This is a genomic window from Nigerium sp. (assembly GCF_039811905.1).
GTDB lineage: Bacteria > Actinomycetota > Actinomycetes > Propionibacteriales > Propionibacteriaceae > Propioniciclava.
In genome coordinates, this window is sequence record NZ_JBDHZL010000002.1 from 24,962 (window position 1) to 37,126 (window position 12,165).

Here is a 12,165-nt window from a genome sequence, read left to right on the forward strand (position 1 = left end):
CGTGGCGTCGATCACGTCCACGCGGTCGCGGGGGGCGTCCCGCCCGGCCGCCGATGCGCAGCCCAGCCAGGCGCGGCGCCTGCGGGACGCCGCGGAGACCTGGCTCAACCACCCGCTGGCGAGCATGGTGCTCGTGCTCGTGCCGGCCGTCCTGCTGCTGGCGCTCGGGTCCGCCATGGTGCTGTCGGCGTCCAGCGTGTACGCCCACTTCCAGTTCGGCGACACCTACTACTTCCTGAAGCGCCAGATCATCTTCTTGGCGCTCGGTCTCGTGGGCGGCTTCCTCCTCACCCGCGTGCCGACCGAGCGGCTGCGACCGCTGGGCTGGCTCATCTTCACGGTGTCGGGGCTGTTGCTGGCCGTGACGTTCATCCCGGGCATCGGCTACGGCGTCAAGGGCAACCGCAACTGGATCAACCTGGGCGCCGGCTCGGCGATGATCCGGCTGCAGCCGTCGGAGTTCGCGAAGCTCGCGATCATCCTGTGGGGCGGCACGATCATGTCGGCCAAACGGAAGCTGCTCGACCAGCCGAAGCACCTCCTCGTGCCGTTCCTGCCCGGCTCGCTGCTGTTGATCCTGCTGGTGCTGCTGCAGCACGACCTGGGCACGGCGCTGGTGATGGGCGCGATCGTCGTGGCCGTGCTGTGGTGCGTCGGGGCGTCCTGGCGCGTGCTCGGCTCGATCGCCGTGACGGTCGCGGCGGGGGCCGCCTTCCTGGTCGCGACGAATGCCGGACGCCTCACGCGCATCCTGGCCTTCCTCGACCCGAACAGCGACCCGACCGGGTCGAACCACCAGGCGAACCAGGCGCTGTACGGGATGGCGACCGGCGGCTGGTGGGGCGTCGGCATCGGCGCAAGCCGCCAGAAGTGGGGCTCGCTGTCCGAGGCGCACACCGACTACGTCCTCGCGATCATCGGGGAGGAGTTGGGCCTGATCGGCACGCTCGCCGTGCTGGCCCTGTTCCTGATCCTCGGCTACGCCGGGTTCCGCATCGCGCTGCGCTCGGCGACCTTCTACGGGCGCATCGTCGCGGGCGGCATCACCTGCTGGCTCATGCTGCAGACGCTGATCAACACGATGGTCGTGCTGCGGCTGCTGCCGGTGCTCGGCGTCCCGCTGCCGCTCGTGTCCTATGGCGGGTCGGCACTCCTCGCTAACCTGTTGGCCGTCGGAATCCTGGTGGTCTGTGCCCGCGAGGAGCCCGAGGCCAAGCGCTGGCTGGACCGTCAGCGCCGGCACAAGCAGCCGCGACGCCGGCTGTCGGCCGTCCTGCCCGGGCGGCGTGGAACCTGACGGAGGAACGATGGTGTCAGTGATCATGGCCGGTGGTGGAACCGCCGGCCATACGTCTCCCCTCATCGCCACGGCCGAGCGGCTGCGCGAACTCGACCCGAGCGTGACGATCTCCTGCGTGGGGACGCCGAAGGGCCTCGAGTCCCGCGTCATCCCCGAGGCCGGGCTGCGGCTCGAGATGATCCCCCCGGTGCCCCTGCCGCGGAAACCCACGACCGAACTGCTCGGCGTCCCGGCCCGGCTGGCGAAGGCCGTCGCGCAGTCCCGGGCGATCCTGCGCCAGCACGCCGCCGACGTCGTCGTCGGGTTCGGCGGGTACGTGTCGCTGCCGGTGTACCTGGCGGCCCGCACGATGGGCGTCCCGGTGGTGATCCACGAGCAGAACGCGGTGCCCGGGCTGGCGAACAAGGCGGCGTCCCGGTTCGCGAAGGTCGTGGCCGTGAGCTTCCCCGACACGCCGCTGCCGCACGCGCGGTACCTGGGCCTGCCCGTGCGCAAGGGCATCGCCCACCTCGATCGCGCCGCCGAGCGCGCCGAGGCGCGCTCGGCGCTGGGCATCGAGTCCGACCGGCCGCTGCTGCTGGTCAGCGGCGGGTCGCAGGGGGCGGTCGCGATCAACGACGCGACGCTCGCCGCGCGGGACGCGATCCTCGCCGAGGGCGTCGACATCCTGCACGTGCTCGGGCCGAAGAACATGGGCGACGACAGCGTCGAGGTGACGAACGACGACACGAAGGCCGTCTACAAGCCGGTCGCCTACGTCGACCACATGGAGCAGGCGTACGCCGCCGCCGACCTCATGGTCGGCCGGTCGGGCGCCGGCACCGTCGTGGAGACGGCCGTCGTCGGCCTGCCGGTGATCTTCGTCCCGCTGCCGCACGGCAACGGGGAGCAGGCGAAGAACGCGACGTTCCTCGTCCGGGCGGGCGCGGCCCGGCTGGTGCCGAACGCCGAGTTCACCGGCGAGCGCATGCGCAACGAGGTGCTGCCGCTGGTGACCGAGCCCTGGCGCCTGACCGAGATGAGCGAGAAGTGCCGCGGGCTCGTCCCGGCGGACGCGGCGGGCGACCTGGCCCAGGCCGTCCTCGATGTCGCCGCCCAGAAGGAGGCCTGACGTGCCCCTGATCACCCCCGTCCCCGTCGAACCCGCCGACCGGGTCGGCGGCGTCCACTTCATCGCGATCGGCGGCTCCGGCATGAGCGGCATCGCGGCGGCCTACCACGAGCTGGGCGTCCCGACGTCCGGCAGCGACCAGGCCGACTCGCCGACGCTGCGGCACCTGCAGGGGCTCGGCATCCGGGCGGTCGTCGGGCACGACCCGGCGAACCTCGGCGACGCCGAGACGGTCGTCGTCTCGTCGGCGATCAAGGAGAGCAACGTCGAGCTGGCCGAGGCGCGCCGGCGCGGGCTGCGCGTGTGGCACCGCTCCGCGGCCCTCGCGGGCCTCATGGCCGGGCGCCGCGGCGTCGCGATCACCGGCACGCACGGCAAGACGACCACGAGCGGCCTGACGTCGACCATGCTGATCGGCGTCGGGGCCGACCCGTCGTACGTGATCGGCTCGCCGCTCGCGTCCACGGGCGAGAGCTCGCACCTGGGGTCGGGGGACGCCTTCGTCATCGAGGCCGACGAGTCCGACGGGTCGTTCCTGCAGTACCCGGCCGAGATCGTCGTCATCACGAACGTCGAGGTCGACCACCTCGACAACTGGGGCACCTCCGAGGCCTACCACGAGGGCTTCGTGACGCTGGGGTCGGCCGACCACGTCCGGGTCGTCATCGCGGGCACCGACGATCCGGGCGCCCGCTGGGTGGCCGAGCGTCTCCGGGCGGCCGGCAAGCGCGTCGTCACCTACGGCGAGTCCGCGGACGCCGACGTGCGCGTCTCCGCCTACGCGCCCACGGCGTCCGGATTCACCGCGCACCTGGACGCCGACGGCGACTCCGGGCCCATCGAGCTCAGCGTGCTGGGCCAGTTCAACGCGCTGAACGCCGCGGCCGCCTACCTGGTGGGCCGCGAGCTGGGGCTCGACGGGCCGGCTCTCCGCGCGGCGCTGACCGAGTTCCGCGGCACGGACCGCCGCTTCCAGCCGGTCGGCGAGGCCGGCGGGGTCGCGATCTTCGACGACTATGCCCATCACCCGACCGAGGTCGCCGCGACCCTCACGGCCGCGCGCCCCCGCGTCGGCGAGGGACGCCTCGTCGCCTGCTTCCAGCCGCACCTGTTCTCGCGCACCGAGGAGTTCGCCGACGAGTTCGGGCGGGCCCTGTGCCTGGCCGACGTGCCGGTCGTCCTCGGGGTCTACCCGGCCCGTGAGAGCCAGGCCGACTTCCCGAACGTCACGGGCCAGTTGGTCGCGGACGCCGTCGCCGCCCACGGCCGCGAGGCCACCTACATCGGCGCGGTGGCGGACGCCCCGGCCGCCCTCGCCGCGCTGGTGCGCCCCGGCGACCTCGTCCTGACGCTCGGCGCCGGCGACGTGACGACCGTCGGGCCAGCCCTCCTCGGGCTGCTCCACGCCCAGGAGGCGACCGGCGCGTGACCTCCCCGATCGACCTCGCCCACCGGTCCCGCGAGCGGGTCCGCGGACGCCGCCGCGTCTGGCTGCGCCGGCTCGTGCTGGTCGTCGTCGCCCTCGCGGTGGTGGCGGTCGGGCTGGTCGGGCTCGCGCAGTCGCCGGTGTTCTCCGTGCGCACCGTCGCCGTGTCGGGGAACAAGACCGTGCCGGCGGGCCAGATCCGCCAGGCGGCCGCCGTGCCCCTGAACGTGCCGCTGGCGAGGGTGGACACCGCGGCGATCGCGCAGCGGGTCTCGGTCATCCCGGGGGTCGGCAGCGTCGACGTGCGCGTCGAGTTGCCCGACACGGTCTCGATCGCGGTGTCCGAGCGGGTCGTGGCGTTCGTGACGAACCAGAACAAGAAGTTCCAGTGGGTCGACCCGTCGGGGCAGGTGTTCAACGAGACCGCCCAGCGCCCGGGCGGATCGGTCCTGGGCCAGCTCTCCGGCAACGACGGCCAGCTCCGCGCGGATGTCGCGACGGTCGCCCAGGCCCTGTCGCCCAAGCTGCGCGGGCAGACCAAGCAGATCACCGCGTCCGGGCCGGATTCGATCGAGATCGCGCTCACGTCGGGCTCGAAGATCGTCTGGGGAAGCGCCGACTCCTCGCCCCTGAAGGGTCAGGTGGCGGATGCCCTGGTGAACACGAAGGCGTCCGTCTACGACGTGTCCGCGCCCGCGAACCCGACGACCCGGCAGTAGCCCGCCCGGTAGAATGAGCGAGTCTCAACCTCAGGTTGAGGGGCGCGCCCGGAGGGCTGGGGATGTTTGGCAGGCGCTCGCGGGGAACCGTAGCCTTGTCCCAACGCCCCCGACCCGGTTGCCTTCCCCCGGCGCGCCGCAGCTTTGAGCGTGGGCATGACAACGGAAAACGTTAGAGAGTTGGTTCCTCCCAGTGGGCACTGCATCCCAGAACTACCTGGCCATCATCAAGGTCGTCGGCGTCGGCGGTGGCGGGGTGAACGCCGTGAACCGGATGATCGAGGCCGGTCTGCGTGGCGTCGAGTTCATCGCGGTGAACACCGACGCGCAGGCGCTGCTCATGAGCGACGCCGACGTCAAGCTCGACATCGGCCGCGATCTGACCCGCGGGCTCGGCGCCGGTGCCGATCCCGACAAGGGTCGTCAGGCGGCTGAAGATCATGCGGACGAGATCGAAGAGGTGCTGAAGGGCGCCGACATGGTCTTCGTCACCGCCGGCGAGGGCGGCGGCACGGGCACGGGCGGCGCGCCCGTCGTCGCCCGCATCGCCCGCTCGCTCGGCGCGCTGACCATCGGCGTCGTCACCCGGCCGTTCAGCTTCGAGGGCAAGCGCCGCTCGACGCAGGCGGAGAACGGCATCGTGAACCTCCGCGAAGAGGTCGACACGCTGATCGTCATCCCGAACGACAAGTTGCTCGACATGACCGACCACCACGTGGCGATCCTGGACGCCTTCAAGCAGGCCGACCAGGTGCTCATGCAGGGCGTCTCGGGCATCACCGACCTGATCACCACGCCGGGCCTGATCAACCTCGACTTCGCCGACGTGAAGGCCGTCATGAGCAACGCCGGGTCGGCGCTCATGGGCATCGGTTCGGCCCGGGGCGAAGACCGGGCGCGGGCCGCGGCCGAGATGGCGGTGTCCAGCCCGCTGCTGGAGGCGTCCATCGACGGGGCGCACGGCGTGCTGCTGTCGATCGCGGGCGGCTCCGACCTCGGCCTGTTCGAGGTCTCCGCGGCCGCCAACCTCATCGAGGAGGCGGCGCACGAGGAGGCGAACATCATCTTCGGCACGGTCATCGACGACGCCCTCGGCGACGAGGTGCGCGTCACCGTGATCGCGGCCGGCTTCGACGGCGGCCAGCCGCCGAAGCGTCAGCCAGGCGTCACGCGGCAGCCCGATGCCGCCCGCCAGAACCCGCCGCGGCAGCAGCCGGGGCAGGGGCCGTCGGCGCCGTCGGCGTCCGAGCCGTCGCAGCGGGTGCCCGGCCAGGCCCGGCCGCAGCCCGGCCAGGCGCAGCAGCCGCCGGCGCACCAGCGCCCGGCCCAGCCGCCCAGCGCGCCGCCGCCGCGCCGGCCGGCAGCGCCGACGTACCGGACGCCTCCGGGCGGCTACCCGACGCAGCGCCCGGCGAGCCGGCCCGCCTCCGGCGGCGACGACGAGCTGGACGTGCCCGATTTCCTGAAGTGAGCGCATCGTTTCTCGACGACGACCTCGGCACCGGTGGTGTCGGGGTCGTCTTCACGTCGGCGTCCCACGACCTCGGCGACCAACAGGACGCGGCCGCGCGCCGGCACGCGCTGGGGCGGCTGGCGTCCGGGCTGGGCGTCGCGGTCGCGGTGGTCCGGCAGGTGCACGGCCGCGCGGTGTTGCGCGTGGGCGAGGCGGAGCTGGCGGAGGCGTCCGGGGGGCTGGTCGACCTCGGCCGCGAGGCGGACGGGCTGGTGACGACGGTGCCCGGGGTGGCGCTCGCGATCCGGGTGGCCGACTGCGTGCCGATCCTGCTGGCCGACGAGGACGCCGGCGTCGTCGGGGCCGCCCACGCCGGGCGCGCCGGCGTGGGGAAGCGGGTCCTGGACGCCGTGGCCGCCCAGATGGGCGCCGCGGGGGCGACCAGGCTCACCGCGTGGGTCGGGCCGCACGTCTGCGGGGCGTGCTACGAGGTCCCCCGCGAGATGGCGGACGCCTACGCGCGCGTCACCGGGGTGCCCCCGACGACCACGCGCTGGGGCACGTCCGGCATCGACCTGCAGGCGGGGGTGGCGGCGCAGTTGGCGTCGCTGGGGGCCGAGGTGCACGCGTACGACGCGTGCACGCTCACCGATCCGGCGCTGCATTCGTACCGGCGCGACGGGGCGGCGTCCGGGCGGCAGGCGGGCCTGATCTGGCTGCGCGGCGGGCGTGCCACCTGGGGCGACGCCGACGGGCACGGTAGTGTTTTGGCGAAGCGCGAACGGGAGGACACCGATGGCTGACGGGTTGAAGAAGGCCGCCGTGTGGCTTGGCCTGATGTCGGACACGACGTACTCGGAGGAGGCGGAGCTGCGCGAAGAGCGCACCGACAAGGTGCCGCAGCCGGCGTCCGAGCGGCAGCGTCCCGCGCTCCCCGCCGACGAGCCGAGCGCCAGCATCACCGCGATCGAGAGCCGGCGGGCCGGGGCGCCCGTCGCCCCCGCGGCCCCGGCGCCCACCCCGAAGCCGACCGTCGCCGACATCAGCCGCATCATCACCGTGCACCCGCGCACGTACAACGAGGCGCGCACGATCGGCGAGCACTTCCGCGACGGCGTCCCGGTGATCATGAACCTCTCGGAGATGGAAGATGTGGACGCCAAGCGTCTCGTCGACTTCGCCGCCGGGCTGATCTTTGGGCTGCGTGGCACGATCGAACGCATCACCAGCAAGGTGTTTCTGCTGTCGCCTCACGACGTGAGCGTGGCGGCCGAAGACAAAGAGCGCATCGCGGGCGGCTTCTTCAACCAGAGCTAGCCGCGGGCGCCCGAAGCGACGGAGCGTGGCATGACCCTCATCGGGACGATTCTGTCCGGACTCATCTCCCTGTACCTGTACGTCCTCGTCGCCCGCGCGGTGCTGTCGATCGTCCCGCTGTTCGCGCCCGACTGGCGGCCCAAGGGCGTCGTGCTTGTGCTCGCCGAGGCGGTGTACACCGTGACCGACCCGCCGCTGCGTGCGCTGGGGCGGGTGGTGAAGCCGGTGCGGCTGGGCACCGTCTCGCTCGACCTCGGATTCATCCTGCTGTGGGTGCTGCTGTTGCTGGCCCAGCGGGTGGTGTACGCCGTTTTCTGGTGAGCGGCACTCAGCCCTACAGTGGGGCCGTTGGACCTGCGCGGCGGTTGCCGCGTCCTTTTACTCACATGAGGTGAACAGATGACCCTGACCATCGATCAGGTGCGGAACTGCAAGTTCCACCTGGCCCGCCGCACCGGCTACGAGCCCGCCGACGTCGACAACTTCGTCGACCAGGTCGAGGAGACGCTGGTGCAGTTGACCGAGGAGAACGACGCGCTGAAGCAGCAGCTCGCCGCCGTCGGCGACGAGGCCGTGCGCGACCACGACTCCGGCGAGGAGGGGGCCGGCGAGGCGCAGGCCGCGCCGGCGGCGTCCGACAGCGACGACGTGCAGGCGCAGCTGACCGACAAGGACACGGAGATCGAGCGGCAGCGTTCCGAGATCGAGGACCTGAAGGCCCAGCTCGAGCAGGCGCGCGGGCAGGCGTCCGGGGAGCCGCGGGTCGACCGCATCGAGGTCAGCGCGGCGTCGGACGCCTCGCCCGCCGTCGCCCGGCTGCTGCAGCTCGCCACCGAGCAGGCCGACAGCCTGGTGAGCGAGGCGCGGGCGGACGCCGACCGCATCGTCGGCGAGGCGAACGACCACAAGGCCCGGCTGGAGTCGGAGGCCGACGAGAACGCGAACCGGGTGACGTCGGACGCGCAGCGGCGCGCCGACGAGTTGGACGTCGAGGTGGCCGGCCGGCGGGACGAGCTGTTCGGCACCCTGGAGAACGAGCGCAGCTCGCTGCAGCAGCGGGTGGACGCACTGCGGGCCTTCGAGGCCAGCTTCCGCGACCGCTTCGCGGCCCAGTTGCAGGGGCACATCGATAACCTTCGCAACGGCGTAATTGAGCCCGCTGACAAGCCGGAACTCCTCGATGGGGAGCAGCCGGAGTCGCAGTCGCCGCGGTTGGACGCCCTCCTTCGTCGAGAGAACGCCTGAGGTTCTTTTCTTCGCGCCCGCGGGTGCTAGTCTCTGCGCTCATCACCCAGCAGGAGGTTGTCGCAGATGGCTACATCGGATGCCGGTGCGCAGGCCGCATTCCCGATCGCGGACGGGGAAGAGCCCTGGACGCAGGAGGAGTTGGACGACGTCCGTGACGAGCTGGAGTCGGACATCGCGCGCATGGAGCGGGCGATCGAGACCGCCCAGGCCGGGCTCGCCAACCTCTTCGACGAAGGCACCGAGGGTGCGGGCCGCGACCCGGCCGACGTGGGGTCGACCAACTTCGAACGCGATCAGGAGATGTCGCTCGTGCAGAACGCCCGTGAGATGCTGGAGCAGGCCCAGTTGGCCCTCCGGCGTTTCGAGTCGGGTCACTACGGCTACTGCGAAGTGTGTGGCAAGCCGATCGGCAAGGATCGGCTGATCGTGTTCCCGCGCGCGACGCTGTGTCTGGACTGCAAGCAGCGGGAGGAACGGCGATAACCACGACCGAGCACACCGACGAGACGAGCACCCACGCGACCACCGCGCGGGTGCTCGTCTTCGTCGTCGCGGTGGCCGGCTACGCCGCCGACCTGGCGACCAAGACGGCCGCCCTCGCCCACCTCGATCCGGCGAACCCGCCGGTGCTGCTCGGCGGGCTGGTGACCCTGCAGCTCATCTCGAACCCCGGGGCGGCGTTCAGCATGGGGGAGAACTTCACCGTCGTGCTCTCGTTCGTGGCCATCGCCGCGTTCGTCGTCGTGTCGGCGTGGCTCGTGCCGCGCGTGCGCGTCCGGGCGTGGGGCGTCGCGACGGGCCTGCTGCTCGCGGGCATCCTCGGCAACCTGACCGACCGGCTGTTCCGGCCCCCGTCGCCGCTGCACGGCCACGTGATCGACTTCATCCAGTTGCCGTCTTTCGCGATCTTCAACGTCGCCGACATGTGCATCACGGGGGCGGCCGTACTCATCATCTGGCTGAGCGTGGTCCGGCAGGTCTCCGCCGACGGCCGTCGGATGGACGCCGGCGAGCAGGAGGCGCGGGGGCGGGCGTCCTCGTGAGCGTGCATCTGGTGCCCGACGGGCTGGCCGGGGAACGGGTGGACGCGGCGGCGTCCCGCATGACCGGCGTCAGCCGCAGCCGCGTGGCCGAGCTGATCGCCGAGGGCGGCGTCCGGCTGGACGGGCGGGTGGTCGGCAAGTCGGAGCGCGTGCGGGGCGGCGAGCTGCTCGAGGTGGAGATCGGCGAGCCGAAGGTCGCGCACGTCGTGCCGCGCGAGGTGGCGGGCATGCGCATCGTGCACGACGACGCCGACATCGTCGTCGTCGACAAGCCCGCGGGCGTCGCGGCGCACCCGTCGCTGGGGTGGGACGGGCCGGACGTGCTGGGGCATCTCGCCGCGGCCGGGTTCCGCATCTCGACGTCGGGGGCGCCGGAGCGGCGCGGCATCGTGCAGCGCCTCGACGTGGGCACGTCGGGGCTCATGGTCGTCGCGAAGAGCGAGCCCGCCTACACCGCGCTCAAGCGCGCGTTCCGTGATCGCAGCGTCGACAAGGTGTATCACACGCTCGTCCAGGGCCATCCCGACCCGTTCGCCGGCACGATCGACGCCCCGATCGGGCGCCACCCCGGCTCGGAATGGCGGATGGCGATCGTGGACGGCGGCCGGCACTCGGTGACGCACTACGACACGCTCGAGGCGTTCCGGTCGACGACGCTGCTGCAGGTCCACCTCGAGACCGGCCGGACCCACCAGATCCGGGTGCACATGCTGGCGATCCAGCACCCGGTGGTGGGAGATCCGCTGTACGGCCCGAACCCGGTCTTGGCCGAGCGGCTGGGCCTGATCCGGCAATGGCTGCACGCCGTCGAGTTGTCGTTCATCCATCCGTCATCGGGCGACCGCGTGACGTTCACCTCGCCGTATCCCGACGATCTCGAGCACGCGTTGGCCGTCGTCAGAGCCGACTAGCCGCGTCATGTAACGGATCCGAGAAAGCTGTGCAACCGAGCAACCTCGGATGGATGCCCCGGCGGCGGTTGAGTAGGGTTTGAGCGTGCGAAAAGCCAAAATTGTATGCACCCTTGGTCCTGCCACCGATAGCCCCGAGGTGGTCGGCGCCCTGATCCGCGCGGGCATGAACGTGGCCCGGCTCAACATGAGCCACGGCAGCTACGACGAGCACCTGCAGCGCCTCCACACGGTCCGGGAGGCGGCGACCGAAGCGGGGCGTCCGGTCGGCGTGTTCGCCGACCTCCAGGGCCCGAAGATCCGCCTCGGCACGTTCGCCGAAGGCCCCCAGATTCTCACCCCCGGCGACCGGTTCACGATCACGACGCGTGACGTGGCCGGCACCAAGGACATTTGTTCCACCACGCTCTCCACGCTGACCGACGACGTCACGTCGGGCGACCAGATCCTCATCAACGACGGCGCGATCGAGTTGCGTGCCCTCGAGGTGACCGACACCGACGTCCTGACCGAGGTCGTCGTCGGCGGCCCGGTGAGCGACCACAAGGGCATCAACCTGCCCGGCGTGGCTGTGAGCGTCCCGGCCCTGACGGAGAAGGATCAGCGCGACCTGCGCTGGGCACTGCGTCACGGCGTCGACATGATCGCGCTCTCGTTCGTGCGCTCGCCGAGCGACGTGGAGATCGTCCACCAGATCATGGACGAGGAGGGGCTGCGCCTCCCGGTGATCGCGAAGATCGAGAAGCCGCAGGCGCTCGAGCACCTCGACGGCCTGATGACGGCGTTCGACGCCTTCATGGTGGCCCGCGGTGACCTGGGCGTCGAACTGCCGCTGGAGGAGGTGCCGGCCGCCCAGAAGCGCATCATCCACCTGGCCCGGCGCAACGCGAAGCCCGTCATCGTGGCGACGCAGATGCTGGAATCCATGATCGGCGCCCCGCGGCCGACGCGGGCGGAGGCGTCCGATGTGGCGAACGCGGTGCTCGACGGCGCGGACGCCGTGATGCTCTCCGGTGAGACCGCGGTCGGCAAGTACCCGGTCCAGACGGTCGAGACCATGTCGCGCATCGTGAACCGAAGCGAGGAGATCGGCGACATCCACCCGATCGAGTGGAACCCGCACACCACGTCGGGCATCATCGCGAAGGCCGCCGTCGAGGTCGCCGAGCGGGTCGGGGCGAAGTACCTCGTCGCGTTCACGAAGTCGGGCGACACGGCGCTGCGCCTGACGCGGCTGCGCTCCGACATCCAGGTGCTCTCGTTCAGCCCGAGCTCGCACACCAGCCAGCGCATGACGCTGGTGTGGGGCGTGAAGGCGTGGACGACGCCGGAGTTCACCACGATCGACGCGATGGTGGAGGCGGTCACCGCAGCCCTGAAGCAGGAAGACATGGGGGTCGTGTCGGGAGACAAGGTCGTGATCGTCGCGGGCAACCCGCGCCATTCGGCCGGTAAGACCAACTCGTTGCGGGTCGCCGAACTGCCGTGAGGGGCCGCGGGCGGCCGTACCGGGAAGGGGAGTCGAACCCCTACAGCCTTTACGGCCAGACGGGTTTGAGCCGTCCGCGTCTACCATTCCGCCACCCCGGCCGGGTGCTGCATCAGTGTGCCACAAGAGCCGCGGTGGGCGCGCGTCC

At 71.6% G+C, this 12,165-nt stretch carries 13 protein-coding genes and 1 tRNA gene; 13 read left to right on the forward strand and 1 reads right to left on the reverse strand.

The features are described from left to right. Window position 1 precedes the first annotated feature (1 nt). The 13 genes from ftsW to pyk all read left to right on the forward strand — a co-directional run bounded on the left by ftsW (window position 2) and on the right by pyk (window position 12,017). A complete protein-coding gene (gene ftsW, locus WMJ97_RS00860; protein ID WP_347347063.1) occupies window positions 2–1,297 on the forward strand; it encodes a putative lipid II flippase FtsW in 1,296 nt (431 codons plus the stop codon). 10 nt (window positions 1,298–1,307) lie between these two features. Continuing rightward, window positions 1,308–2,411 (forward strand): undecaprenyldiphospho-muramoylpentapeptide beta-N-acetylglucosaminyltransferase, encoded by a 1,104-nt coding sequence (gene murG, locus WMJ97_RS00865; RefSeq protein ID WP_347347064.1) that lies wholly within the window; start codon window positions 1,308–1,310, stop codon window positions 2,409–2,411. A 1-nt stretch (window position 2,412) separates the two neighbouring features. Further along, entirely contained in the window at window positions 2,413–3,840 is a 1,428-nt protein-coding gene (gene murC / locus WMJ97_RS00870; RefSeq protein ID WP_347347065.1) for a UDP-N-acetylmuramate--L-alanine ligase, read from the forward strand. Beyond that, window positions 3,837–4,556 (forward strand): FtsQ-type POTRA domain-containing protein, encoded by a 720-nt coding sequence (locus tag WMJ97_RS00875; protein ID WP_347347066.1) that lies wholly within the window; start codon window positions 3,837–3,839, stop codon window positions 4,554–4,556. The genes murC and WMJ97_RS00875 overlap by 4 nt, the downstream gene beginning before the upstream one ends. Before the next feature lie 193 nt (window positions 4,557–4,749). Further along, window positions 4,750–6,027 (forward strand): cell division protein FtsZ, encoded by a 1,278-nt coding sequence (gene ftsZ / locus WMJ97_RS00880; RefSeq protein WP_347347067.1) that lies wholly within the window; start codon window positions 4,750–4,752, stop codon window positions 6,025–6,027. Then, window positions 6,024–6,812 carry a polyphenol oxidase family protein gene (locus tag WMJ97_RS00885; protein ID WP_347347068.1) on the forward strand — a complete coding sequence of 263 codons (789 nt, stop codon included), beginning with the start codon at window positions 6,024–6,026 and terminating at the stop codon, window positions 6,810–6,812. The genes ftsZ and WMJ97_RS00885 overlap by 4 nt, the downstream gene beginning before the upstream one ends. Next, complete coding sequence (gene sepF / locus WMJ97_RS00890; protein ID WP_347347069.1) at window positions 6,805–7,326, forward strand: cell division protein SepF; 522 nt, start codon at window positions 6,805–6,807, stop codon at window positions 7,324–7,326. The genes WMJ97_RS00885 and sepF overlap by 8 nt, the downstream gene beginning before the upstream one ends. Window positions 7,327–7,356: 30 nt before the next feature. After that, on the forward strand, window positions 7,357–7,647 hold the full coding sequence (locus WMJ97_RS00895) for a YggT family protein (RefSeq protein WP_347347070.1): 291 nt from the start codon (window positions 7,357–7,359) through the stop codon (window positions 7,645–7,647). 78 nt (window positions 7,648–7,725) lie between these two features. Continuing rightward, a complete protein-coding gene (locus tag WMJ97_RS00900) occupies window positions 7,726–8,571 on the forward strand; it encodes a DivIVA domain-containing protein (RefSeq protein WP_347347071.1) in 846 nt (281 codons plus the stop codon). 66 nt (window positions 8,572–8,637) lie between these two features. After that, the gene (locus WMJ97_RS00905; protein WP_347347072.1) at window positions 8,638–9,057 is read left to right on the forward strand and encodes a TraR/DksA C4-type zinc finger protein; all 420 of its coding nucleotides are present in this window, start codon (window positions 8,638–8,640) and stop codon (window positions 9,055–9,057) included. Then, the gene (locus WMJ97_RS00910; protein WP_347347147.1) at window positions 9,054–9,617 is read left to right on the forward strand and encodes a signal peptidase II; all 564 of its coding nucleotides are present in this window, start codon (window positions 9,054–9,056) and stop codon (window positions 9,615–9,617) included. Before WMJ97_RS00905 ends, WMJ97_RS00910 begins: the two co-directional genes overlap by 4 nt. Next, a complete protein-coding gene (locus tag WMJ97_RS00915) occupies window positions 9,614–10,528 on the forward strand; it encodes an RluA family pseudouridine synthase (RefSeq protein WP_347347073.1) in 915 nt (304 codons plus the stop codon). Before WMJ97_RS00910 ends, WMJ97_RS00915 begins: the two co-directional genes overlap by 4 nt. A gap of 85 nt (window positions 10,529–10,613) precedes the next feature. Beyond that, complete coding sequence (gene pyk, locus WMJ97_RS00920) at window positions 10,614–12,017, forward strand: pyruvate kinase (protein WP_347347074.1); 1,404 nt, start codon at window positions 10,614–10,616, stop codon at window positions 12,015–12,017. A 17-nt stretch (window positions 12,018–12,034) separates the two neighbouring features. Here the strand turns inward: pyk and WMJ97_RS00925 are convergent. Continuing rightward, window positions 12,035–12,118 (reverse strand) — tRNA-Leu (locus WMJ97_RS00925). Window positions 12,119–12,165 lie beyond the last annotated feature (47 nt).